The sequence below is a fragment of the Streptomyces tauricus genome, from assembly GCF_014650955.1.
Lineage (GTDB): Bacteria > Actinomycetota > Actinomycetes > Streptomycetales > Streptomycetaceae > Streptomyces > Streptomyces tauricus.
Genome location: NZ_BMVY01000017.1, coordinates 131,117 through 155,106 on the forward strand (window position 1 = coordinate 131,117; position 23,990 = coordinate 155,106).

At 71.2% G+C, this 23,990-nt stretch carries 20 protein-coding genes, 5 tRNA genes and 1 pseudogene; 8 read left to right on the forward strand and 18 right to left on the reverse strand.

The features are described from left to right. Positions 1–22: 22 nt before the first annotated feature. Both rsmD and recG read right to left on the reverse strand, forming a co-directional pair. Positions 23–619: pseudogene (rsmD, locus tag IE278_RS24710) on the reverse strand (16S rRNA (guanine(966)-N(2))-methyltransferase RsmD); the annotation flags it as partial. A gap of 256 nt (positions 620–875) precedes the next feature. Further along, a complete protein-coding gene (gene recG / locus IE278_RS24715; protein WP_189775447.1) occupies positions 876–3,086 on the reverse strand; it encodes an ATP-dependent DNA helicase RecG in 2,211 nt (736 codons plus the stop codon). A gap of 163 nt (positions 3,087–3,249) precedes the next feature. Between recG and IE278_RS24720 the strand changes: the two genes are divergently transcribed. Continuing rightward, the gene (locus IE278_RS24720; protein WP_189775448.1) at positions 3,250–5,088 is read left to right on the forward strand and encodes an HSP90 family protein; all 1,839 of its coding nucleotides are present in this window, start codon (positions 3,250–3,252) and stop codon (positions 5,086–5,088) included. Continuing rightward, positions 5,085–8,090 (forward strand): tetratricopeptide repeat protein, encoded by a 3,006-nt coding sequence (locus IE278_RS24725; RefSeq protein WP_189775449.1) that lies wholly within the window; start codon positions 5,085–5,087, stop codon positions 8,088–8,090. The genes IE278_RS24720 and IE278_RS24725 overlap by 4 nt, the downstream gene beginning before the upstream one ends. A 235-nt stretch (positions 8,091–8,325) precedes the next feature. Here the strand turns inward: IE278_RS24725 and IE278_RS24730 are convergent, their stop codons facing one another. Further along, on the reverse strand, positions 8,326–10,095 hold the full coding sequence (locus IE278_RS24730; RefSeq protein ID WP_189775450.1) for a DAK2 domain-containing protein: 1,770 nt from the start codon (positions 10,093–10,095) through the stop codon (positions 8,326–8,328). A 274-nt stretch (positions 10,096–10,369) separates the two neighbouring features. On the opposite strand from IE278_RS24730, the gene rpmB reads away from it, so the two are divergent. Further along, a complete protein-coding gene (gene rpmB, locus IE278_RS24735) occupies positions 10,370–10,555 on the forward strand; it encodes a 50S ribosomal protein L28 (protein ID WP_107021922.1) in 186 nt (61 codons plus the stop codon). A 133-nt stretch (positions 10,556–10,688) separates the two neighbouring features. Here rpmB and thiD read toward each other — a convergent pair whose 3' ends face one another. Further along, a complete protein-coding gene (gene thiD / locus IE278_RS24740; protein WP_189775451.1) occupies positions 10,689–11,555 on the reverse strand; it encodes a bifunctional hydroxymethylpyrimidine kinase/phosphomethylpyrimidine kinase in 867 nt (288 codons plus the stop codon). Further along, on the reverse strand, positions 11,552–12,517 hold the full coding sequence (locus tag IE278_RS24745) for a thiamine-phosphate kinase (RefSeq protein ID WP_189775452.1): 966 nt from the start codon (positions 12,515–12,517) through the stop codon (positions 11,552–11,554). The genes thiD and IE278_RS24745 overlap by 4 nt, the downstream gene beginning before the upstream one ends. Before the next feature lie 306 nt (positions 12,518–12,823). On the opposite strand from IE278_RS24745, the gene IE278_RS24750 reads away from it, so the two are divergent. Both IE278_RS24750 and IE278_RS24755 read left to right on the forward strand, forming a co-directional pair. Next, the gene (locus IE278_RS24750; RefSeq protein WP_107021925.1) at positions 12,824–13,057 is read left to right on the forward strand and encodes an Lrp/AsnC ligand binding domain-containing protein; all 234 of its coding nucleotides are present in this window, start codon (positions 12,824–12,826) and stop codon (positions 13,055–13,057) included. Between the two features lie 20 nt (positions 13,058–13,077). After that, positions 13,078–13,587 (forward strand): DUF3515 domain-containing protein, encoded by a 510-nt coding sequence (locus tag IE278_RS24755; protein ID WP_189775453.1) that lies wholly within the window; start codon positions 13,078–13,080, stop codon positions 13,585–13,587. 159 nt (positions 13,588–13,746) lie between these two features. On the opposite strand, the gene IE278_RS24760 is transcribed toward IE278_RS24755, so the two are convergent. Genes IE278_RS24760 through IE278_RS24770 form a run of 3 tightly spaced genes read right to left on the reverse strand, consistent with a single transcriptional unit; the run spans position 13,747 to position 16,830 of the window. Then, positions 13,747–14,904 carry a D-alanine--D-alanine ligase family protein gene (locus tag IE278_RS24760; RefSeq protein WP_189775454.1) on the reverse strand — a complete coding sequence of 386 codons (1,158 nt, stop codon included), beginning with the start codon at positions 14,902–14,904 and terminating at the stop codon, positions 13,747–13,749. 58 nt (positions 14,905–14,962) lie between these two features. After that, the gene (locus IE278_RS24765; protein WP_189775455.1) at positions 14,963–15,982 is read right to left on the reverse strand and encodes an NAD(P)H-dependent glycerol-3-phosphate dehydrogenase; all 1,020 of its coding nucleotides are present in this window, start codon (positions 15,980–15,982) and stop codon (positions 14,963–14,965) included. Next, positions 15,979–16,830, reverse strand: coding sequence for a lysophospholipid acyltransferase family protein (locus IE278_RS24770; RefSeq protein WP_189775456.1), 852 nt, complete (start codon positions 16,828–16,830; stop codon positions 15,979–15,981). Before IE278_RS24770 ends, IE278_RS24765 begins: the two co-directional genes overlap by 4 nt. A 144-nt stretch (positions 16,831–16,974) precedes the next feature. Here IE278_RS24770 and cofC point away from each other — a divergent pair, with 144 nt between their 5' ends. Further along, positions 16,975–17,607, forward strand: coding sequence for a 2-phospho-L-lactate guanylyltransferase (gene cofC / locus IE278_RS24775; protein WP_189775457.1), 633 nt, complete (start codon positions 16,975–16,977; stop codon positions 17,605–17,607). A gap of 39 nt (positions 17,608–17,646) precedes the next feature. Next, a complete protein-coding gene (locus IE278_RS24780) occupies positions 17,647–17,868 on the forward strand; it encodes a hypothetical protein (protein ID WP_189775458.1) in 222 nt (73 codons plus the stop codon). Positions 17,869–18,012: 144 nt separating this feature from the next. Here the strand turns inward: IE278_RS24780 and IE278_RS24785 are convergent, their stop codons facing one another. The 4 genes from IE278_RS24785 to leuC form a co-directional block, all read right to left on the reverse strand. Next, the gene (locus IE278_RS24785; protein WP_189775459.1) at positions 18,013–18,702 is read right to left on the reverse strand and encodes an HU family DNA-binding protein; all 690 of its coding nucleotides are present in this window, start codon (positions 18,700–18,702) and stop codon (positions 18,013–18,015) included. A 138-nt stretch (positions 18,703–18,840) separates the two neighbouring features. Further along, positions 18,841–19,071: an SCO5555 family protein gene (locus IE278_RS24790; protein WP_107021933.1), complete on the reverse strand. Its 231-nt coding sequence runs from the start codon at positions 19,069–19,071 to the stop codon at positions 18,841–18,843. A 308-nt stretch (positions 19,072–19,379) separates the two neighbouring features. Continuing rightward, entirely contained in the window at positions 19,380–19,973 is a 594-nt protein-coding gene (leuD, locus tag IE278_RS24795) for a 3-isopropylmalate dehydratase small subunit (protein WP_189775460.1), read from the reverse strand. Positions 19,974–19,978: 5 nt separating this feature from the next. Beyond that, positions 19,979–21,409 (reverse strand): 3-isopropylmalate dehydratase large subunit, encoded by a 1,431-nt coding sequence (gene leuC / locus IE278_RS24800; RefSeq protein ID WP_189775461.1) that lies wholly within the window; start codon positions 21,407–21,409, stop codon positions 19,979–19,981. Positions 21,410–21,599: 190 nt separating this feature from the next. Between leuC and ndgR the strand changes: the two genes are divergently transcribed. Continuing rightward, entirely contained in the window at positions 21,600–22,316 is a 717-nt protein-coding gene (gene ndgR, locus IE278_RS24805) for an IclR family transcriptional regulator NdgR (protein ID WP_107021936.1), read from the forward strand. A 159-nt stretch (positions 22,317–22,475) separates the two neighbouring features. On the opposite strand, the gene IE278_RS24810 is transcribed toward ndgR, so the two are convergent. The 6 genes from IE278_RS24810 to IE278_RS24835 form a co-directional block, all read right to left on the reverse strand. Continuing rightward, a tRNA-Glu gene (locus IE278_RS24810) sits at positions 22,476–22,548 on the reverse strand. A gap of 20 nt (positions 22,549–22,568) precedes the next feature. Beyond that, a tRNA-Gln gene (locus IE278_RS24815) sits at positions 22,569–22,640 on the reverse strand. 21 nt (positions 22,641–22,661) lie between these two features. Then, positions 22,662–22,734 (reverse strand) — tRNA-Glu (locus IE278_RS24820). Between the two features lie 62 nt (positions 22,735–22,796). Further along, positions 22,797–22,869: transfer RNA gene (locus IE278_RS24825), tRNA-Glu, on the reverse strand. 42 nt (positions 22,870–22,911) lie between these two features. Then, positions 22,912–22,983, reverse strand: a tRNA-Gln gene (locus IE278_RS24830). 89 nt (positions 22,984–23,072) lie between these two features. Then, positions 23,073–23,840: an HAD family hydrolase gene (locus IE278_RS24835; protein WP_189775462.1), complete on the reverse strand. Its 768-nt coding sequence runs from the start codon at positions 23,838–23,840 to the stop codon at positions 23,073–23,075. Positions 23,841–23,990: the final 150 nt, after the last annotated feature.

A 23,990-nucleotide genomic window follows, 5' to 3' on the forward strand; every position in this document is an offset into this window, starting at 1 on the left:
GATCCCTCGCTCTCCGGTCCGGTCATCGTGCGTCTTCGCACGTAGAGGCGGCGCGACCGTACCAAAACGTTCCCTCGCCGTAGCGGCGGGAGCGCAGTGCGTCAAAGCCGTCCGGCCATCGGAATTCGCCGCCTCTTGTACTGCGTTCAACGGTGACGAGCGCTTGGCCCGCGAGCCAGCCCCCCGCACGGAGTGTGAGCAGGATCTCGCGAAGATCGTCGTCCGTGACGGCGTACGGCGGATCGAGGAACACCAGGTCGTACGGGGTGTCCGGGGCGCCGGTGCGGATGATCTGTTCCGCTTTGCCGGACCTCACCTCGGCGCCGGGCAGGCCCAGTGATTTCACGTTCTCGCGGATCGTGCGGGCGGCGCGGGGGTCGGCCTCGACGAGCAGGGTGTGGCCTGCGCCTCGGCTCAGCGCCTCCAGGCCGATGGCGCCCGAGCCGGCGTACAGGTCGAGGACGCGGTCGCCTTCGAGGGGGCCGCCGAGCAGGGACTGCCAGGTGGAGAAGAGACCCTCGCGGGCGCGGTCGGAGGTGGGCCTTGTGCCGGTACCCGGCGGGACGGCCAGGCGCCTGCCGCCTGCTGTGCCGGCGATCACGCGGGTCATCGCGGGTCCTTGCTGGAGGGGGTGGTCACGGGGTCAGTCTGGCAGGTGGGGGGTGCTTCGCGCGGTGGGCGGGTGCGGGTGCGTGGGGCTGGCCGCGCCGTTCCCCGCGCCCCTGAAAAGCCGGCTTCGCCTTGCTTTTGGCGCGCTCGCGCTCGGGTGGGAGGCGGGGGTGTTCCCCTGCCTTTCAGCCCGTCCGGCGTTTGAGGACGAGGCCGTTCAGGCCGATGCGGGGGTGTGGGGGCGGAGCCCCCAGGGACGGCGCCTCTCAACCCTTGTCCAGGTACTGCTCCCGCTCCTCGTCCAGCAGCGCCTGGAGCGCCGTGCGCAAACCAGGGAGGTGCGTGAGGTCCGGGTCCGCGGACACCACCGCCGTCGCCTCCTCGCGGGCCTCCGCGATGATCTCCTCGTCCTCGATGACCGCGAGCATCCGCAGCGACGTACGGGCCCCGGACTGGGCCTGGCCCAGGACATCACCCTCGCGCCGCTGTTCGAGGTCGATGCGGGAGAGCTCGAAGCCGTCGAGGGTCGACGCCACCGAGGTCAGCCGCTGGCGGGCCGGGCTCGCCTCCGGCATCTCGGTGACCAGCAGGCACAGGCCGGCCGCGGACCCACGGCCGACGCGGCCGCGCAGCTGGTGGAGCTGGGAGACGCCGAACCGGTCGGCGTCCATGATCACCATCGCGGTCGCGTTCGGCACGTTCACCCCGACCTCGATGACCGTCGTGGCGACCAGGACGTGGGTCTCCCCGGCGGCGAAGCGGCGCATCACGGCGTCCTTGTCGTCCGGGGGCATGCGGCCGTGCAGCACCTCGACCTTGAGGCCCTGGAGCGGACCCCTGGCGAGCTGGTCGGCGACCTCCAGGACGGCGAGCGGCGGACGCTTCTCCGCCTCGTCCTCGGGTGACGGCTTCTTCTTCGACCTCTTCGGGTCGTCGTCCTCGTCGCCGATGCGGGGGCAGACCACGTACGCCTGGTGGCCGTTGGACACCTCCTCGCGCACGCGCTCCCACGCGCGCGAGAGGAAGTGGGGCTTGTCCGCGGCCGGGACGACATGGCTGGCGATGGGCGAGCGCCCGGCGGGGAGCTGGTCCAGGACCGAGGTGTCCAGGTCGCCGAAGACGGTCATGGCGACCGTGCGCGGGATGGGCGTGGCGGTCATCACCAGCAGATGCGGGGGCTGTTTGCCCTTGCCCCGCAGGGCGTCGCGCTGTTCCACGCCGAACCGGTGCTGTTCGTCCACCACGACCAGGCCCAGGTCGTGGAACTGCACCTTGTCCTCGATCAGCGCGTGCGTGCCGATGACGAGCCCGGCCTCGCCGGTGACCAGGTCGAGGAGCGCCTGACGGCGTCCCGCCGCGCCCATGGAGCCGGTGAGCAGCACCACCTTCGTGGAGTCCTCGGCCCCGCCGAGCATCCCGCCCTCGGCCAGCTCCCCCATCATCTCGGTGATCGACCGGTGGTGCTGCTGGGCGAGCACCTCGGTGGGGGCGAGCATCGCCGCCTGCCCGCCCGCGTCGACGACGGCGAGCATCGCGCGCAGGGCCACCATCGTCTTCCCGGAACCCACCTCTCCCTGGAGCAGCCGGTGCATCGGGTGTTCCGTGGCCAGGTCGTCGAAGATCTCCTTGGAGACCTTCTGCTGGCCCTCGGTGAGCGTGAAGGGGAGCTTCGCGTCGAAGGCGGTCAGCAGTCCGTCCTGCTTGGGTTTCCTCGCCACGGCGGGCAGTTGGGAGTCCGCGTGGCGGCGGCGGGCCAGGGCCACCTGGAGGACGAAGGCCTCGTCCCACTTGAGGCGGGAGCGGGCGTCCTCGATGTCCGCCTTGGTGTGCGGCCGGTGGATCTTCAACAGGGCCTCGGGCAGGGAGACCAGGCCGCGGCCCTCGCGGAGCTGCTCGGGCCGCGGGTCGACGGCCTCCTGGACGCTCGGCAGTACCGTCTGCACGGCCTTGGCGATCTTCCAGGACTCCAGCTTGGCGGTCGCGGGATAGAGCGGGATCAGCGCTCCGGCCCAGGTGTCCACCGTCTCGTCCGCGTCCTCCCCGCGCAGCAGCTCGTACGCCGGATGGGCCAGCTGGAGGCGGCGGTTGAAGACGGAGACCTTGCCCGAGAACAGCGCGCGGGTGCCGGGCAGGAGGTCCTTGTGGGGCTTGTGCACGCCGTTGCCGAAGAAGACCAGCTTGAGCTGGCCGCTGCCGTCCGTGATGGTCACTTCGAGGCGCTGGCCCTTGCCGCGGGGCGCCTTGGCCGACGCGAACGTGAGCAGGCGGGCGTCGGCGACCTGGGCGACCACCGTCACGTGCTCGTCCATGGGCAGGTCGGCGAGGTGCGTGAGCTGCCCGCGCTCCTCGTATCTGCGCGGATAGTGGTGCAGCAGGTCGCCGACGGTGTGCAGGCCGAGATGCTCGGCCATCACCTTCGCGGTGGCGGGTCCGAGCACCTTCTTCAGTGGTTCTTCGAGCGCGGGCACGAGATCCATTGCACACCACACCACTGACAATGCCGTATACGTACCGGAAATCCCCTGGTCAGACGGCTCGTTCCGGGCCTAGGATGTCCGGCTCCGGCACTGTTCGCGGTCGCCTCGTCACGGGACCGCCCGACCCCGCGCCGTCGCACGTCCCCCCACCGGCGCAGCGACGATGGACTCCCAGACCTCACAGCCGTCTCAGGCATCCCAGTCACCTCATACGTTCCAGGTCGACCTGCGCGGCCTCGTGGACCTTCTCTCCCACCATCTCTACTCCAGTCCCAAGGTCTATCTGCGCGAACTGCTGCAGAACGCCGTGGACGCGATCACCGCCCGGCGTGCCGAGCAGCCGGACGCCCCTGCCCTGGTGCGGCTGTTCGCCGAGGACGGCACCCTGCGTGTGGAGGACTCCGGGATCGGGCTCACGGAGGAGGACGTGCACAGCCTCCTGGCGACCATCGGCCGCAGTTCCAAGCGGGCCGACGGCCTGGAGTCGGCCCGTTCCGACTTCCTGGGCCAGTTCGGTATCGGTCTGCTCGCCTGCTTCGTGGTCGCCGAGCGCATCCGGGTGGTCAGCCGCAGCGCGCGTACGCCCGACGCGCCGCCCGTGGAGTGGACGGCGACCGACGACGGCTCGTACCGGGTCCGTACGCTGCCGTCCGAGGCCCGTACCGAGCCGGGCACCACCGTGTACCTGGAGGCCCGTCCGGGCGCCGCCGACTGGCTGGCCGGGGAGCGGGTGCTGTCACTGGCCAGGGACTTCGGTTCGCTGCTGCCGTACGACGTCCGGGTGGGCGACGAGGCGGTGACGGACCTGCCGGCGCCCTGGGACCGGGCCCATCCCGGTCCGGCCGCCCGGCGGGTGGCCCTGGCCCGGCACTGCCACGACCTGTTCGGGTTCACGCCGCTGGACTCGATCGAGCTGAACGTGCCGGTGGCCGGGATCCGCGGGGTGGCGTACGTGCTGCCGTCGGCGGTCAGCCCCGCCCAGCGCGCCGGTCACCGCGTCCATCTGAAGGGCATGCTGCTCACCGAGCGGGCCGAACAGCTGCTGCCCGACTGGGCGTTCTTCGTCCGCTGCGTCCTGGACACCGACAGCCTGCGACCCACCGCGTCCCGGGAGGCGCTGTACGAGGACGAGACCCTGGCGGGCGTACGGGAGGCGCTGGGCGAGCGGATCCGGGCCTGGCTGACGGGGCTCGCGGCCGGCGATCCGGAACGGCTTGCCGCCTTCCTTTCGGTGCACCACCTGGGGGTGAAGTCCCTGGCGCGGCACGACCGCGAGATGCTGCGCACGATGCTGCCGTGGCTGCCGTTCGAGACCACCGACGGGCGGGTGTCCCTGGAGGAGTTCGCGCGGCGGCACCCGGTGGTGCACTTCACGCGGACCGTGGAGGAGTACCGGCAGGTCGCCCAGATCGCGTCAGCGCAGGGCGTGGGCGTCGTCAACGGCGGCTACACCTACGACACCGAACTGGTCGAGGCGCTGCCGTCGGTGCGCCCGGGGACGGTCGTCGCGGAACTGGACGCCGACACGGTGACCGCCCATCTGGACGCGGTCGACCCGGCGGTGGAGCTGGCCCTGTCGGCCTTCCTGGGAGCCGCGCGGGCGACACTCGACCCCCTGGGATGCGATGTCGTCCTGCGCGCCTTCCACCCGCTCTCGGTTCCCGCCCTGCACCTGGACGACCGGGCGGCCCGCCACGAGCAGGCCCGCGCGGACGCCGAGGAGCAGGCCGACGACCTGTGGGCGGGCATCCTCGGCTCGCTGCGCGGCACCGCCCCGCGCGCGCGTCTGGTGCTCAACCACCTGAACCCGCTGATCCGGCGGATCAGTTCGCTCGACGACCGGGAGCTGATCGGCACAGCCACGGAGTCGCTCTACGGACAGGCCCTGCTGATGGCCCAGCGTCCGCTGCGGCCCGCGGACTCGGCGCTGCTGAACCGCTCGTTCATGGGCCTCCTGGAGTGGGCCACCCACAACGACCCCCCGGAGGAGGGCCACCGATGAGCGAGCCCACGGACCTGGACTTCGACGCGCTGCGCCGGGCGATGCAGGAGAACTACGAGCAGCCGGAGGGCCCCGCCCGCAACGCGCGCGCGGAGCAGCTGCTCATCGAGGCCGAGAAGCTGAACATCCCGCTCGCCGTGATCGAGGCGCTGGGCCACCAGCTGAAGGTCTACAACTACAGCTCCGAGAAGGACCGGATGTTCGTCCCCTTCGCGCGCCTGCTGCGCATGTGGGACGAACGGCCCGAGGACTTCGACGAGTACGAGATCCACTCCCTGCACTGGGTCTTCAAGTGGGTGTCCTCGGGGATGCTCGGCCAGCCGCACATACCGCTCGCCTCCATAGAGAAGTGGCTCGGCGAGATGGAGCACCGCTACCGGCTCGCCGGGCACTCCGAACGGGCCGTGCGTGCCGCCGAGTTCACCGTGGCCCGGGAGGTCGGGGACCTGGCGCGGGCCGAGCGCGCGTACACGGCGTGGCTCGCCGCGGACCGGGACTCGATGGCCGACTGCCACGCCTGCGAACTCCACGACCAGGGCGGTTGGCGGGCGGAGCGGGGCGCGGACGCCGAGGCGCTTGAGCTGTGGCGGCCGGTCCTGGAGGGCGAGTACACCTGCGCCCACGAACCGCACGCCGTCCTCGCGTCCTCGCTGCTGCCCCTGCTGCGCCTCGGCCGCACGGACGAGGCGCGCGCCCACCACTTGCGCGGTTTCCGGCTGGTGCGCCCCATGGAGAGCATGCGCGGCGCGTACGCGGACCATGTGGAGTTCTGCGCGCTCAGCGGCAACGAGGCCCGCGCGCTGGAACTGCTCGCGGAGCGGCCCTCGTACTTCACGGACAACGGGGAACCGCGCAGCCGCATGGACTTCCTGGCCGTGGTCGCCCTGCTGGCGGACCGGCTGACCTCTCTCGGGCTCGGCACCCGGACCGTGCCGGGTCCGGCGGGGCGCACCTGGACGGCGGCCGAACTCGCCGCCCACGCGCGCGTGGAGGCGCTTTCCCTGGCCGGGCGCTTCGACGCGCGCAACGGCACGACGCGGGTGAGCGAGCGTATCCGCCGGCGCATGGACCGGCAGCCGCTGGTGGAACGCCTGCCTTTGGGGGTACGGGCGGAGCGGACCGGCCTCGCCACCGCCACAGCCACGGCTCCCGTGCGGCCCTCACCGGCGCCCGGCGCCGGCTCGGGGGCGGATCTTCCCGCGCTGCTCGCCGAGGCCCGGCGGCTCTCCGCGGCGCTGCATCCGGAGTCCGTGGCGGCGTGGGCGGCGGTCGCCGAGGCCGTCGGGGACGCCGGGGACCGGGAGCTGACTCCTCGCGACCGGGCGGAGATGACCGACCACGAGGCGATGGGCCTAGGCCCCGACGGCGTGGAACTGTTCGCCCGCGCCGCCGAGTTGTACGAGGAGGCGGGCGACCCGGGCGAGGCACTGGCGGCACGCGCGCGTGGGGCGTACGCGCTGGCCCTGTCCGGCCGGAGCGAGGAGGCGCTGGCCGCGGTCTCGGAACCGTACGAGCTGGTGCTCGCGCTCTTCGCGGAGGGCGCGACCGGGCTTCGGCAGGCCGCGTCCGTGCTGGTCGGGCGGGCTCGCATCCTGCTGCAGCGGGTGCACGAGGCGGCGGGGACGAACGGGGGCGGGGCGGGCGGTGACTCCGGAGGCGGATCGAAGGCCTCGGCCGCCGCCAGGACCTCCGCCCGGGAGCTGCTGGCCCTCGCCGGGCCGGGCGCCGGGGACGATCTGCTGGTCGCCTCGCGCGCCGCGGAGGCCCGGGCGATGCTCGGCGAGCTCGCGGCGCTCTCCGGAGACGCGGAGAAGGCCGCCGAACTGCTCACGGAGGCCTCGGAGGCGTTCGTCGCGGCCGGGGTGCCGTGGTTCGCGGTGGAGTACGAGGCCCGGCTGACCGGGCTCGCACGCCATCTGGGCGACGCCGAGGCGGCCGAGCGGGCGGCCAGGGCGGCGCTGGAGCACGGGGCGCCCTTCATGGAGGCGACCGGGCATGCCCAGCTGCACCTCCAGCTGGCCGAGATACTCGGTGCCACGGGGCGGTTCGGGCCCGCGGCCGACCACGCCCTGGAGGCGTCGCACTGGGCCGACGAGGGCGGCGAGAGCGCCACGCTGGGCGCCTGGGCGCGGCATCAGCTGGGCGGCTTCCTGCTGCGGCAGGATCGGTGGGCGGAGGCCGCGGAGGTGCTGGAGTCGGCGCTGGCGGAACTGAGCGCGGACACGCACGGCGACGGGGCGATCGTGCAGACCCGGTGGTGGCTCGGCGACTGTCTCACCGAACTCGGTGAGCACCGTGAGGCCGCCGAGCACTGGCTCCGGGCGGCCGACATCGCCCGGCGGTGGCCCGAGCAGCAGGACCACGCGACGCTCGCGCACCTCGCGGCGGAGGCGCTCGGGCACGCGGGGCTGCTGCGCGAGGCGGGGCAGGCGTACGAGCGTGCCGGCGAACTGTGGCTGACCCTCGGGAACGTCCACGGGCTGGTCCGGTCGCTGCGGGCGCGGGCGTGGCTCGCGGTGCGCGGGGAGTCCGAGGACGTCGAGGGGGACGACGGGCCGACGGGCGCGGGGGTCGATGTGGCGCGGGAGTTGATGACGCGGGCGGTCGACGCGTGCGAGGCGGGTGGGGCCGAGGACGATGCGGCGGGCGAGATGCTCGACGCCGAACTCGCGCACACGCACCGGCAGTTCGGTGACCTGGTGGCCCGGTCCGTGCCCGGGGACGCCGGCGACGAGGCGATTCGTGTCCTGTTCGAGGAGGCGCTGGGTCATCTCACGCTGGCCGTGTCGGGGTTCCTCTCGCTCGGCGAGGACGCCCTCCATGACCGGACGGGGGCGCAGCTTGCCGCCGGGTGGCTGGAGGCGGATCTTGAGCGCCCGGAGGGGGCGGCGGGGCGGGCGCGTGCGGTGCGCGACGCGTATGCCGGCGGCGGCTCCGACGAGGTGGTGGTGGCCCGGCTTGCCGAAGCGGAGCGGTTGCTGCGGGCGGTCGAAGAGGGCTGAGTCCCGGGTGCGGGCGCGTCGTGGCTGACTGCGCCGTTCCCCGCGCCCCTTACGGGGCCCGCCGTTCCCTCGCGGGGCGCTGCGGGTGCGTTGCGGTGCGCCGTTCCCCGCGCCCCTGATGGGGCCCGCCGCGTCGCTGCGGCCTCTCGCGCCGTTCCCCAGGGCCTCGCCGGGCGCTGCCGGTGCGTCGTGGTTGGCCGCGCCGTTCCCCGCGCCGCTGAAGGGGCGGGAGTGGTTACTCCACGCCGATCAGGAGTAGCGCCCCCTGGTGGCCGCCCTGGTACACCACCGTGTCCACAGCCAAGTACGACTCGCGGACCTTGGCCTCCAAGTGGTCGGCGATCGTGGTGGGGGCCTCTTCGCCCAGGACCAGGGTGACCATCTCGCCACCCGCCGAGAGCATCCGGTTGAGGACCGACTCGGCGGTGGCCGTGACGTCGGAGCCGATCACGGCCACGTCGCCGTCGATGAGGCCGAGGATGTCTCCGGCCTGGCAGATGCCGGCCATGGTCCAGGACTGGTGTTCCGCGACCTCCACCTCGGCATACCGGGTCGCGCCCGCCGCCGAGGTCATCGCGACCACGTCCTCGTCGAAGCGCCGCTCGGGCTCGTGCACGGCGAGCGCGGCGATCCCCTGCACCGCCGAGCGCGTGGGGATCAGCGCGACCCGTACGCCCTCGGTGCGGGCCTGCTCGGCCGCCGCCGCGGCCGTGTGGCGCAGCTCGGCGTCGTTCGGCAGCAGGACGACCTCCAGGGCGTGCGCCCGGCGTACCGCGTCCACGAGTTCCCCGCTCGCCGGCGGCTCCCCGGGGCGCGCGAGGACGGTGGTGGCCCCCGCCTCGGCGTAGAGCCGCGCGAGGCCTTCCCCGGGGACGACGGCCACGACCGCGCGCTGCGCCCTCTCCCGGACCGGCCGGACCGTCGAGCCCGTGGTGTGCGCGTCGGCCGGCCCGAAGTGCGTGATCCGGATCCGGTACGGCCGCCCGGCCTCGACGCCTGCCTCCACGGCCGCGCCCGCGTCGTCGACGTGCACGTGCACGTTCCACAGCCCGTCCCCGCCGACCACGACGAGCGAGTCCCCCAGCGCGTCGAGCCGGTCGCGCAGCCGCGCCACGGCCGTGTCGTCCGCCTCCAGGAGGTAGATCACCTCGAACGCGGGGCCGGTCTCCTCCTGGACGGATACGGGAGCGGAGGCGGGTGCGGGGCCGCCGTCCGCGCACTCCCCCGCCTCCGCGATCTCCACGCGCGCGTGGGACGCGAGTACCGGCACCGCTCTCCCGGTCACGGTGGGGGCCTCGCCGGTGAACGTCTCCACCAGCGCCCCCAGCACGGCCACGAGTCCCCGGCCGCCGGCGTCGACCACTCCGGCGCGTTCCAGGACGGCCAGCTGCCCGGGAGTCGCCGCGAGCGCCGCCCGCGCGCCCTCGTACGCGGCCCGCGCGACCACCGCGCAGTCCCCCTCGGCACCCGAGGCCGCGTCGGCGGCGGCCGAGGCGACGGTGAGGACCGTGCCCTCCACCGGGTGCGCGACGGCCTGCCTGGCCGCGTCGGCCGCGTGCCGTAGGGCGAGCCGCAGACCCGGGCCGTCGGTCCGCTCGCTGCCCGTGTCCGCGGCGAGGACCTGCGCCATGCCCCGCAGGAGCTGCGCGAGGATCGTCCCCGAGTTGCCCCGCGCCCCGATGAGCGCGCCGTGCGCCATGGCCCGTACCGCGTCGGCGAGTGTGGGCGGCTCGATCCGGGGGCTGTCGATCCGGGGGCCGTCGGGCAGCGGTCCGTCGGGCGGGGTGCCGACGACGGACATCGCCGCGTGCGCCGCGAAGACCGCCTCGACCGCCCCGGCCGCCGACTCGACGGTCAGATAGAGATTGGTGCCGGTGTCCCCGTCGGCGACGGGATAGACATTGATCGCGTCGATCTCCTCGCGCGCACGGCCGAGGGCCTCCAGCGCGAGCCCGCACCAGGCGCGTACCGCGGATGCGTCCAATGTCTGCGGCACCTGCGGCACCTGCGCCTCCTTGAGCAGCCGGTCTGAGCGGCCGGAGCGAGCGGCCGAACGTCCGACGCAGCGTAGACCCAGGTGGGGTGCCGGCCGGAAGAGGGCCGGGAGGGACCCCGCGCGGGACATGGTAGTTTCGTTGTACGGACGCAGTCGTTGTATGCTGCTCCGGTTGCCCGATCTCATCGGGCCTTCCCCCTGGCAGCGCCACTCAGATCCTACGATCCTGATCTCGGCATGCCGGGATCCACCGTAAGAGCATCTGAAGTCTTTGGAGTGACCCGTGGCTGCCAACTGCGACGTCTGTGGCAAGGGGCCGAGCTTCGGCAACAGCATCTCGCACTCGCACCGCCGTACGTCCCGTCGCTGGAACCCGAACATCCAGCGCGTCCGTACCGTGGTCAGCGGGACGCCGAAGCGCGTCAACGCTTGCACCTCGTGCATCAAGGCCGGCAAGGTCTCGCGCTGATCGCTCTGCAACAGCGCGCAGCCACTGCTGGTCCACCGCTCAAAGCCGGTCCCCCTCACGGAGGACCGGCTTTCTGCTGTACCCGAGCCGACCAGGCCACTCAGCTGCCCAGCCGCTCGGCTCCCCCGGCCGCTCAGTTCCCCGGCTCCTCCGCCGCCGCCTCTGCTGCCGCCTCCGCCTCCGCTTCCGCGGTGAAGCGCCAGCCGTGATGTACGGGGCCTATCCCTGACCCGAGCGCGAATCCGGCCGCGATCGCCCCGGTGACGTACTCCTTCGCCGCCACGACCGCGTCCGGTACCGACCGGCCCTTCGCCAGCTCGGAGGCGATCGCGCTCGCGAGCGTGCACCCCGTGCCGTGGGTGTGCCGGTTGTCGAACCGGGGCGCGCGCAGCCACAGCTCGTCGGAGCCGTCGGTGAGGAAGTCCACCGCGTCCCCGCTCAGGTGACCGCCCTTGATCAGCGCCCAGGCGGGCCCGTACGACAGCACGGCCGCCGCCGCCCGCCGCATCCCGTCCTCCGACTCGACCGTCACGCCCGTGAGCTGGGCCACCTCGTCGAGGTTCGGTGTCGCCACCGTGGCCACGGGCAGGAGCTTCGTGCGTACGGAGTCCAGGGCGGACGCGGCCAGCAGGGAGTCGCCGTGCTTGGAGACGCCGACCGGGTCGACGACCGCGGGCGCGTCGGTGCCGCCGATCAACGCGGCGACGGCCTCCACGAGTTCGGCCGAGGAGAGCATGCCGGTCTTGACCGCCTGGACGCCGATGTCGTCGACCACGCTGCGGTACTGGGCACGCACCGCCTCCACCGGCAGCTCCCAGGCGCCCTGTACACCGAGGGAGTTCTGCGCGGTGACGGCGGTGAGCACACTCATACCGTGCACGCCGAGCGCGAGCATGGTCTTCAGGTCGGCCTGGATCCCGGCGCCGCCACCGGAGTCGGAACCCGCGACCGTCAGTACGCGGGGCGGGGCGGGGCGAGATCCGCTCGGAGGTGTGCTCATGACTCGATGTCCCCGAAGTGGTCCCAGCCGCCCTTGCTGGTCCAGGGCGCCCCGTCGACCGTGACCTGGGGCAGCGCCGACGGATTGAGGACCTCGCCGATCACCTTCCAGCGGGCGGGCAGCTTCACGTCCGCCGGGAAGGTCGCGACGATCGCGTGGTCCTCACCGCCGGTGAGCACCCACTGGATCGGGTCGACGCCGACGGCCTGACCGATGTCGTTCATCTGCGTGGGGATGTCGACGGCACCGGAGCGGATGTCGATCCGTACCTTGCTGGCCTCGGCGATGTGCCCGAGGTCGGCGATCAGCCCGTCGCTGACGTCCGTCATGGAGGTCGCGCCGAGCCCGGCCGCCGCGGGGCCCGCGTGGTACGGCGGTTCCGGGCGGCGGTGTGCCTCGACGAAGGCGCGCGGCGAGCGGAAGCCGCGGGAGAGCACGGCGTGCCCGGCCGCGGACCAGCCCAGCCAGCCCGTCACGGCCACCACGTCGCCGGGCCGTGCGCCGCCCCGGGTGACCGGCTCGTGGTTGCGCAGATCACCGAGCGCGGTGATCGCCACGGTGATCGTGTCGCCGCGTACGACGTCTCCGCCGACCACGGCCGCGCCCGCGACCTGGCACTCGTCGCGCAGGCCGTCCATCAGCTCGGAGGGCCAGGTGGCGGGCAGTTCGGCCGGGACGACCAGGCCGAGGAGCAGTGCGGTCGGCACGGCGCCCATGGCGGCGATGTCCGCGAGGTTCTGTGCGGCGGCCTTGCGGCCGACGTCGTACGCGGTGGACCAGTCGCGCCGGAAGTGCCGTCCCTCCAGGAGGATGTCGGTGCTCGCCACGACCCTGCGGTCGGGGGCGGCCACCACGGCCGCGTCGTCACCCGGCCCGACGCGTACCGCCGGGGTGGTGGTGAGCCGGGAGGTGAGCTCCTTGATGAGCCCGAACTCCCCCAACTCGCCCACGGTTCCCTTCACCGAGTCTCACCTGTTCCCTTCGTGCCCATGAACCGGGTTGCCTTGTCTGCTTCTGTTGACGCTCAGCTGCGCTTCTGTTCCCGCGTTCGCCCGGCCGTGGACCACGTTCGCCCCGCCGCGGCCCGCCTCCGCCCGGTCGCGGGCCGTCCCGTACCTCGGTACCGTCGAATCAACCGTCAACCTGTGCGGTCCGTGCACCCTGGCGCGCAAGCCCCCGCTCCCGCGGGTCTCCCCGTGGCGTGCGGCGACGCGATACCGTGGCGTTCCTTTTCCCCACATGATCCTCGTGGCCGCCCTGGAGGTTCCGTGGTACAGGCGTACATCCTGATCCAGACGGAGGTCGGCAAAGCGTCGACCGTCGCCGAGACGATCAGCAAGATTTCGGGGGTGATCCAGGCCGAGGACGTGACAGGGCCGTACGACGTGATCGTGCGGGCCCAAGCCGACACAGTGGACGAACTCGGCCGCATGGTGGTCGCGCGAGTCCAGCAGGTGGACGGCATCACGCGTACTCTGACCTGCCCGGTCGTGCACCTGTAGCCCCCGTCTACGCTGGGCCGGTGGACCTCTTCCGTCACCGGCGTGCTTCTCTGGTCGGGCTGCCCGCCCTTGTCCTGCTGATCGCTGCCACAGGCTGCTCCTCAGCAGACGACAACATCCCGGCCTCGGTTCCCAGTCCGGGGGCCAAGGCCACCAAGCTGTGCCAGAACCTGGACAAGTCGTTGCCACGGAAGGTGGACGGCCTCGATCGGGAGGATCCCGAGCCCCGGTCAGCGCTGACCGCGGGCTGGGGAAGCCCGGCGATCATACTGCGCTGCGGGGTGTCGCGGCCCGCGAAGATGGTGGACCCCAAGGTGGCCAACGGTGATGATCCTGTGGCGATCGGCGGGGTCGTGAACGGGATCGACTGGCTGATGGAGAAGCGGGAGGGTGGGGTGACTCGCTTCACCTCCGCGCAGCGGCGCGTGTATGTGGAGGTGACCGTCCCCTCCGGGCGGGACACGTCCTCTGTTCTCGTCGACCTGACCGAGGCCATCAAGAAGGAGATCCCTTCGGGGATCGCGGACTGATGGCCCCGGCCGGTTCGTACGCCGCCGGTTCGTTGTCGGGTGCGGGTGCGTCGTGGCTGGTGTTGCGCAGTTCCCCGCGCCCCTGAAAGCAGAGGCCCTGCCCCACCCGGAGAAGCGAAGCCGGTGCCCGGGACCCCGCGCCCCTGAAAGCGAGAAGATTTAGCGCAGGCCCGTCGGCCTGCGCAGCGCCGCCTGGATCAGGCGGTCCACCAGTTCCGGGTACGGGACCCCCGTCGCTTCCCACATCTTGGGGTACATGGAGATCGGCGTGAAGCCGGGCATCGTGTTGATCTCGTTGATCACGAACTCCCCGTCCTCGGTGAGGAAGAAGTCCGCGCGGACCAGACCCTCGCAGGACGCGGCCTCGAAGGCCTCGACGGCCAGGCGCCGGATCTCGGTGGTCTGCTCGGGAGTCAGCGGGGCCGGCACGATACCGGGCGTCGAGTCGATGTACTTCGCCTCGAAGTCGTAGTAGGCGTGCGACTGCACCGGCGGGATCTCGGCCGGCACGGAGGCCCGCGGCCCGTCCTCGAACTCCAGGACCCCGCACTCGATCTCGCGCCCGCGCAGCAGCGCCTCCACGAGGATCTTCGGGTCGTGGTGCTGGGCCGCCGCGATCGCCTCGTCCAGGCCGGACAGGTCCTCGACCTTGGTGATGCCGATCGACGAACCCGCGCGCGCGGGCTTCACGAAGAGCGGCCAGCCGTGCTCCCCCGCGAAGTCGATGATCTTCTTGCGGGCCGCCGACTGGTCCTGCTCCCACTCACGGGGACGGATCACCACGTACGGGCCGACCGGCAGCCCGAAGGAGGTGAACACCCGCTTCATGTACTCCTTGTCCTGGCCGACGGCCGAGGCGAGCACACCCGAGCCGACGTACGGGACACCGGAGAGCTCCAGCAGACCCTGCAGCGTGCCGTCCTCGCCGTACGGGCCGTGCAGCATCGGGAAGACGACGTCGACCTCGCCGAGCGCCTTGGGCACCGAACCCGGCTCGCTGTAGACCACTTCGCGGTTGGCGGGGTCGACGGGCAGGATCACGCCGCCCTCGCTCGACTCGGCGAGTGACTCGACGTCGGGCGTACGACGCTCGGTGATCGTCATCCGCTCCGGGTCGTCGGCCGTGAGCACCCAGCGGCCTTCCCGGGTGATGCCGATCGGCAGGACGTCGTACTTGGTCCGGTCGACGGCCCGCAGGACGGCTCCGGCGGTGACCATGGAGATCCCGTGTTCGGAACTGCGCCCGCCGAAGACGACGGCCACGCGCGGCTTGCGAGGCGGCTGCTCAGGGCTCTGGGGAAGGTTCTCGGTGCTCATATCGGGTTGAGAGTACCCGGTGGTAGGGCTCCGAGTCAGCGGCCGGCGGCGGGGTCGCTCAGTGCCGTTCCGGCTTGGCGCTGCGTGACATCAGTTCCTTGACCGCGACGACCGGCGGCTTGCCCTCGTGGACGATCTCGACGACGGTCTCCGTGATGGGCATGTCGACCCCGTGCCGGCGCGCCAAGTCCAGTACGGACTCACAGGACTTGACGCCCTCGGCGGTCTGCTTGGTGACCGCGATGGTCTCCTGGAGGGTCATGCCCTTGCCGAGGTTCGTACCGAAGGTGTGGTTGCGCGAGAGCGGCGAGGAGCAGGTCGCCACGAGGTCGCCCAGGCCCGCGAGTCCGGAGAACGTCAGGGGTTCGGCGCCCATCCGCAGTCCGAGCCGGGTCGTCTCCGCCAACCCCCGTGTGATGAGGGACCCCTTGGCGTTGTCGCCGAGGCCCATGCCGTCCGCGATGCCGACGGCGAGGCCGATGACGTTCTTGACCGCGCCGCCCAGCTCGCAGCCCACCACGTCGGTGTTGGTGTACGGCCGGAAGTACGGCGTGTGGCAGGCGGCCTGGAGCCGCTGGGCCACGCCTTCGTCGCTGCACGCGACCACGGCGGCGGCCGGCATGCGGGCGGCGATCTCCCGGGCCAGGTTGGGCCCGGTGACCACGGCGATCCGGTCGGCGCCGACCTTCGCGACGTCCTCGATCACCTCGCTCATCCGCATCGCGGAGCCGAGTTCGACGCCCTTCATGAGGGAGACGAGCACCGTGCCGGGCGCGAGCAGCGGCGCCCATTCCGCGAGGTTCCCGCGCAGGGTCTGCGAGGGCACGGCGAGGACCGTGAAGTCGGCGTCGTGGGCGGCCTCGGCGGCGTCCGTGGTGGCCCGCAGGTTCTCCGGGAGTTCGATGCCCGGCAGGTAGTCGGGGTTCGTGCGGGTGGAGTTGACCGCTTCGGCGATCTCGGCCCGCCGTCCCCACAGCGTCACGTCGCAGCCGGCGTCGGCGAGCACCATGCCGAAGGCGGTGCCCCACGATCCGGTCCCGAAGACGGTCGCCTTGACGGGCCTGCCGGATGTCGTCACTTGCCGTGCCCCTTTTCGTGCTCTGCCTCGGTCGTGTCCCGCACGGCTGCTTCCCGCGCGGTCCTTTCCCGCGCGCCCAGCGCGTCGTGCTCGTCGTGCGCTTCCTGCTCGTCCTGTTCCCGTGTCCTGCGCCGCTGCTCGATACGCACCTGACGCGGGTCGTACCGCTTGGCCGGTGCCTTCTCGCCGCGGATCAGCTCCAGCTGCTCGGTGATCGCGGCCATGATGACCTCGGTCGCCTCCTTCAGGAGGTCCGGGGTCATCTCCTTGCCGTAGAACCGCGAGAGGTCCACGGGCGGGCCCGCGAGCACATGGTGCGTCTTGCGCGGAAAGAAGTCGGGCTTCTTCGCGTACGGGGCCAGCAGGTGGTTGGCGCCCCACTGGGCCACCGGGATCACCGGGCACCTGGTCTCCAGCGCGACCCGCGCGGCACCCGTCTTGCCGGTCATCGGCCACAGGCCGGGGTCACGGGTGAGGGTGGCCTCGGGGTAGAAGACGACGCATTCCCCGCGCTCCACGGCGTCGATCGCGGCCCGGTAGGCGCTGAGCGCGTCGGAACTCTCGCGGTACACCGGGATCTGCCCGGTCCCCCGCATCATCGTCCCCACGAAACCGCTCTTGAAAAGCCCGCTCTTGGCGAGGAAACGCGGAACCCGGCCGGTGTTGTACTGAAAGTGCCCGTACGCGAACGGATCGGCGTGAGAATTATGGTTCACCGCGGTGATAAATCCGCCATCAGCAGGAATGTTCTCCATTCCACGCCAGTCCCGCTTGATCAGAACCACCAGCGGCGGTTTGACGAGGACCGCTGAGAAGCGGTACCAGAAGCCGATTCTGCGGCGGGACACGCGAACACCTTCCTCTTGGGCCTTGGGGGCCGCACAAGTGTCACCCCGGGCCGCCGGTCTGTCGAGAACACCGTACGCCCCGGCCTCGGCCCCTCTCCGGTGTCCGGGGGACAATGGGCGCGACAAGGGAGGGACGAAACGCTCGTGCAATGGATCATGGTCGTACCCCTCAAAGCCCTTGCGCGGGCGAAGAGCAGGCTCTCGGACACCGCGGCCGACGGTCTGCGTCCCGGGCTCGCCCTCGCCTTCGCACAGGACACGGTGGCCGCGGCGCTGGCCTGCCCGGAAGTCGCGGATGTGGCCGTAGTCACGGGCGACGCGCTGGCCGGGCGGGAGCTGGCGGCCCTGGGTGCCCGGATCGTCCCGGACGAGCCCGGGGGCGGTCTGAACGCCGCTCTGCGGCACGCGGCGACTGTCGTGCGCACCGCAAACCCGCACACTCCGCTGGCCGCCCTGAACGCGGATCTGCCCGCTCTGCGCCCTCTCGAATTGGCCCGGGTCCTCACGGCCGCCGCCGAATTCCCCCGGGCTTTCCTCTCCGATGCCGCCCAAATCGGCACCACTCTCCTGGGCGCGTCGCCAGGCCACGAATTGCTTCCCGCTTTCGGAACGGATTCCCGCGCGCGCCATCGCGCATCGGGCGCCACGGAACTCGTGCTGACCGCGGTGGATTCCGTACGCCAGGACGTGGACACGGGCGCGGACCTGCGAGCGGCCCTGACCCTGGGCGTGGGCCCACGTACGGCGGCAGCCGCGGAACGCCTCAAAGCGGCCTGAGCCCCGACAGGGGCGCGGGGAACCGCATACCCTTCCCCCATGCAGGCGACCGCGTACACATACGACCCCGAGACCCGTTCCGGCCAGGTGCTGCTGGACGACGGCACTCCCGTCCCCTTCGACGCCCCGGCCTTCGACAAAGGCGGCCTCAGACTGCTCCGTCCGGGCCAGCGCGTACGGATCGAGGTCGAGGGCGAGGCCGGGAGCGAGGGCGGGAAGGACGACCGCCGCATCACGCTGGTGACCCTGCAGACCTTCTGAGGCAGACCTTCTGAGGCAGACCTTCTGAAGCAGGGCTTCTGAAGCAGGCCTGTTGAGACGGGGCTTCCAGGGCTGGTGAAAACGCCGCGGGCCGGGCTCCCCCGTGGGAGCCCGGCCCGGCGCGTTTATGCCCTGCGCCCCTGTCTACCTGCGGGCGGTGGCCTTCTTGGCGGTGGTGGTCGTGCGGGCCGCCGACTTCTTGGCCGGCGCCTTCTTGGCCGCGGCCTTCTTCGCGGGGGCCTTCTTCGCCGCCGCCTTCTTGGCGGTGGTCTTCTTGGCCGCCGACGACGACGTCTTCTTCGCGGTCGCCGAGGTCTTCTTGGCGGTCGTCTTCTTGGCCGTGGCGCTGGTCTTCTTCGCCGCCGCGGACGAGGTCTTCTTCGCCGCGGTCGCCTTGCGGGTCGTCGCCGCGGCCGTGGTCTTCTTCGCGGCCGCCCCCGTCGCCTTCCTGGCGGTGGTGGCCTTCTTGGCCGCGGCCTTCTTGACCGTGGCGGAAGCGCCACCGCTCAGGCTGCCCTTGGGAGCCTTCTTGACCGCGACGTCGTTCTTCGGGAGCTTCTTCGAGCCGCTCACCAGGTCCTTGAAGCCCTGGCCCGCGCGGAAACGGGGCACGGAGGTCTTCTTGACCCGAACCCGCTCTCCGGTCTGCGGGTTACGGGCGTAACGGGCCGGACGGTCCACCTTCTCGAAGGAACCGAAGCCGGTGACCGAGACCCGGTCCCCGCCGACAACTGCACGCACCACGGCGTCCAGTACGGCGTCGACCGCGTCAGCGGCCTGCTGACGCCCGCCGACCTTGTCGGCAATCGCTTCTACGAGCTGCGCCTTGTTCACGTCTTCCCCTTCGGAGACATTGCCAGAACGAAAGTGTTCAAGCTTTTTCGCACGTTAGGCAGATATATACCGCAAATCAAACACGAAACGGGCTAATCACCCTTGTGCCGCAACGAACTGGGGCGCTGCCCAAGTTCCTCAGCGTTCCTCTTCGGGGATTCGGCCCTCGTCGAGGTCCGTCGTGAACCGCTCCAGACGCCTTGTCGCATCGGCGAGATCGTGTTTGGCCACGGCCGTAATGACCAGCAGCTTCCGGGTCAGCGCCATCCGTACGCCCTCCGGGACTTGCAGTGCGCGCACCGATGTGTGCGCTTCCTTGAGTTGGGACGCGACTGCCGCATAGAGGTCGAGTTGGCCGTCGTGTTCCATGCACAGATTGTGCCATCTGGGGCGAGTTGTCGCCTGCGCAGGGGGTAACTACCGCCTCCCGAGGGCCTCCCGCGCACCTCCGCACAAGGCTCTGCCGGGGTTCGGCTACCCCAGCAAGGACCCTTGAAACAAGGGCAGTTGAGGCCAATCACAAAGGCCGGAACACCCCTTCCGGAGGCAGACACGGATGTACCCCCAACCGTCCACGATTGGGGGTACAGAGGCCTGTTGCCTGGCTGGAATCCGCCGTGCGGATCCGGCTCCGACCAGAAGGATCCGCTCAGCGGGATCCGGTCAGCGGGATCCGGTCAGACCTGCACGGTCCGCGGCTTGTAGGAGGGCCGCTTGGCCTCGTACGTGGAGATGTCCGCCTCGTTCTGCAGGGTGATGGAGATGTCGTCCAGCCCGTTCAGCAGCCGCCAGCGGGCGTTCTCGTCGAGCTCGAAGGCGGCCGTGATGCCCTCGGCGCGCACCTCACGGGCCTCCAGGTCGACCGTGATCTCGGCCTCGGGGTCCTTCTCCGTCAGCTCCCAGAGCGCGTCCACGATCTTCTGCTCCAGAACCACCGTGAGCAGGCCGTTCTTGAGAGAGTTGCCGCGGAAGATGTCCGCGAAGCGCGACGAGATGACGGTCTTGAAGCCGTAGTTCTGCAGGGCCCACACGGCGTGCTCGCGCGAGGAGCCGGTGCCGAAGTCGGGGCCCGCGACCAGGACCGTGGCGCCCGCGCGCTCGGGCTGGTTGAGGATGAAGGACGAGTCCTTGCGCCAGGCCTCGAAGAGCCCGTCCTCGAAGCCGTCCCTGGTCACCTTCTTGAGCCAGTGGGCGGGGATGATCTGGTCGGTGTCCACGTTGCTGCGGCGCAGCGGGACCGCCCGGCCGGTGTGCTTGGTGAATGCTTCCATGGTTCTCAGACTCCAGCGGGCGTGCGGACGTCGGCGTCGGACAGGTCGGCGGGGGACGCCAGATGGCCCAGTACGGCCGTGGCGGCGGCGACCTGCGGCGACACCAGGTGCGTACGGCCGCCCTTGCCCTGCCTGCCCTCGAAGTTGCGGTTGGAGGTGGACGCGGAGCGCTCACCGGGAGCCAGCTGGTCGGGGTTCATGCCCAGACACATCGAGCAGCCCGCGTGCCGCCATTCGGCGCCGGCCTCCTTGAAGACCAGGTCGAGACCCTCGGAGACGGCCTGCAGACCGACGCGCGCGGAGCCGGGGACCACCAGCATGCGTACGCCGTCGGCGACTTTGCGGCCTCCGACGATCGCCGCGGCGGCGCGCAGGTCCTCGATACGGCCGTTGGTGCACGAACCTACGAAGACGGTGTCGACCTTGATGTCCCGCAGCGGCTGTCCGGCGGTCAACCCCATGTACTCCAGGGCCTTTTCGGCGGCGTTGCGCTCCGAAGCGTCTTCGTACGAAGCAGGGTCGGGGACGGCCGCCGAAAGCGGTGCTCCCTGGCCGGGGTTGGTGCCCCAGGTGACGAACGGCGCGAGGGAGGCGGCGTCGATGACGACCTCCGCGTCGAATTCCGCGTCGTCGTCCGACTTCAGGGTCTTCCAGTACGCGACGGCGGCGTCCCAGTCCTCGCCCTCGGGGGCGTGGGCACGGCCCTCGATGTACGCGAAGGTGGTCTCGTCGGGGGCGATCATGCCCGCGCGGGCGCCGGCCTCGATCGACATGTTGCAGATGGTCATGCGGGCCTCCATCGAGAGTTTCTCGATGGCGGAGCCGCGGTATTCCAGGATGTAGCCCTGGCCGCCACCCGTACCGATCTTGGTGATGATCGCCAGGATCAGGTCCTTGGCCGTGACGTCCTCGGGCAGTTCGCCGTCGACCGTGATGGCCATGGTCTTCGGGCGGGCCAGCGGCAGCGTCTGGGTGGCCAGCACGTGCTCGACCTGGGAGGTGCCGATGCCGAACGCCAGCGCGCCGAACGCGCCGTGCGTGGAGGTGTGGGAGTCACCGCACACGACCGTGGTGCCGGGCTGGGTCAGGCCCAGCTGCGGTCCTACGACGTGGACGACACCCTGCTCGACGTCTCCCAGCGAGTGCAGGCGCACGCCGAAGTCGGCGCAGTTCTTGCGCAGCGTCTCCAGCTGGGCCCGGGAGACCGGGTCCGCGATGGGCTTGTCGATGTCGAGGGTGGGGGTGTTGTGGTCCTCGGTCGCGATGGTGAGGTCGAGACGACGCACGGGGCGCCCCGCCTGACGGAGGCCGTCGAAGGCCTGGGGGCTGGTCACCTCGTGCAGCAGGTGCAGATCGATGAAGAGAAGGTCGGGCTCGCCCTCCGCGCGCCGGACGACGTGGTCGTCCCAGACCTTCTCCGCGAGTGTCCTACCCATCGCTTTCCCTCCGGCCGGCCTGTGAGGCGCCGGCCCAACTAGAGATTTCCGGTGCGGCCTGCGCCCGTACCCCCCGTACCGGACGTCTTCCGCCAGGCCCGTCGGTCCACGGGCCGTGTACGTATCAGGGTGGCGCGTTCCACGGAAAATTGAACTTGCGTTTCACAGAGTGAGACGCGAGTATCGTTTCATGGACAACAGTAGCGGCGTCGGCGTTCTGGACAAGGCAGCCCTTGTCCTGAGCGCACTGGAGTCCGGTCCGGCCACCCTCGCGGGACTGGTCGCGGCGACCGGACTGGCACGGCCCACGGCACATCGCCTCGCCGTGGCACTTGAACACCACCGGATGGTGGCGCGTGACATGCAGGGCCGTTTCATTCTCGGTCCCCGGCTGGCCGAGCTGGCCGCGGCGGCCGGTGAGGACCGCCTCCTCGCGACGGCGGGCCCGGTGCTCACGCATCTGCGCGACATCACGGGCGAGAGCGCGCAGCTCTACCGCCGCCAGGGCGACATGCGTATCTGCGTCGCCGCGGCGGAGCGCCTTTCGGGCCTGCGGGACACGGTCCCGGTCGGCTCGACCCTCACGATGAAAGCCGGTTCCTCGGCCCAGATCCTGATGGCCTGGGAGGAGCCGGAGCGCCTGCACCGCGGCCTCCAGGGCGCCCGCTTCACGGCGACGGCCCTGTCGGGCGTACGGCGCCGGGGCTGGGCCCAGTCGATCGGTGAGCGGGAGCCGGGCGTCGCGTCCGTCTCCGCGCCGGTGCGCGGGCCCTCGAACCGCGTGGTCGCCGCCGTCTCGGTGTCGGGACCGATCGAGCGGCTGACGCGCCACCCGGGCCGGATGCACGCCCAGGCGATCATCGACGCGGCCGCGCGCCTGTCGGAAGCGCTGCGCCGCACCAGCTGACACCCTCCGCACCGACGGCCCGTACCTCGACCGCCCGTACCTCGACTCCCCCGGCCGATCGCTTCAACGCCGCAGCGAACGGCCGGAGTTACTTGTCCTGACGACCATGGCCCCGGGCACGAAAGAAGCCCTCCCCTGATGGGGAGGGCTTCTTCTCTGTACCCCCGACCGGATTCGAACCGGCGCTACTGCCGTGAGAGGGCAGCGTGCTAGGCCGCTACACAACGGGGGCGAGGATCACAAGTGATCCAGCTGGGCTACCAGGACTCGAACCTAGAACAACGGAACCAGAAACCGTCGTGTTGCCAATTACACCATAGCCCAATAGTGGTCTAGACCACTCCGTACCCCCGACCGGATTCGAACCGGCGCTACTGCCGTGAGAGGGCAGCGTGCTAGGCCGCTACACAACGGGGGCCCTAGCGATCCTGCATGAGAGACAGCGGGTGCGACCCGGACTGTCCCCCTGAGAAGGATCTGTACCCCCGACCGGATTCGAACCGGCGCTACCGCCTTGAGAGGGCGGCGTGCTAGGCCGCTACACAACGGGGGCCTTGCAGAGCTGGTCTCTGCTTGTGCAGATAAGCTCTGCGAGCTGGCCTACCAGGACTCGAACCTAGACTAACGGAACCAGAAACCGTCGTGCTGCCAATTACACCATAGGCCACTGAAACTCAACCCCATGGGGATTTTGTTTTAGCTTGCGCCTCCGGCCTGTGGCCTTTCGACCCGCACTCCGGCGGCGCAGGAAGAACATTACCCGAAGGTGGACGGCGCTCCAAAACGGGTATCGGGCCGGAGGATCGCGGGGAGTTCGGCCAGCGAGACGATCCGGCGCAGGCCGGAGAGCGGATCGGCGGGCGGGCCCGGTGCGGCGTCCGGAGCGGGGGGTGTGACCGCGCTCATGCCCGTGCGGTCGATCCAGACGGAGAACAGGCCGGCGTCGGCCGCGCCCCGCCCGTCGATCTCCGGGTGGTCCCCGACGTACGCGACCTCGTGCGGTGCCAGTTCCAGGGCGTCGCAGGCCGTGTGGAAGGCCTCGGCGGCGGGTTTGGAGACGCCCAGTTCGGCCGCGCACAGCACCGATTCGAAGCGGTCCCGTACGCCGAGGACGCGCAGTTTGTGGTCCTGGACACGCAGGCTGGAGTTGGAGAGCACCGCGTGGCGGTGGCTGCCCGCCAGGAGGTCGAGGACGGGCAGGACGTCCGGGAACAGCGCCCAGGCCCTTTCGTAGTGACCGAGGTAACGGACGAACCAGTCCTCCGCCTCCGTGTCGGTCAGGGGCCGGTCCAGGAAGGCCCGCACCCGGTCCCGGCGCCCGCCTTCCCAGTCCACCGTGCCGGCCGCGAACCTCGCCCACTGCTCGTCGGTGAGCCGGCGCCAGCGGTCGAGGGCCTGCTCGACGGACGCGAATCCGTCGAGCAGGCCCTCGGCGGTCAAGTGCCCGCGCATCCCGGCCCGGTCAGCCGTGGTGTAGTCGAAGAGGGTGTCGTCCACGTCCCACAGCACGGCTCGGATCGTCATGGTCCGACGGTACCTCCGGCGCCGCTCCCTGCTGGGGGCTCGGGGGTCGTCCCCCGAACAATGCAGTGTCCACGTCCCACAGCACGGCTCGGATCGTCATGGTCCGACGGTACCTCCGGCGCCGCTCCCTGCCGGAGGCCCGGGGCCCGC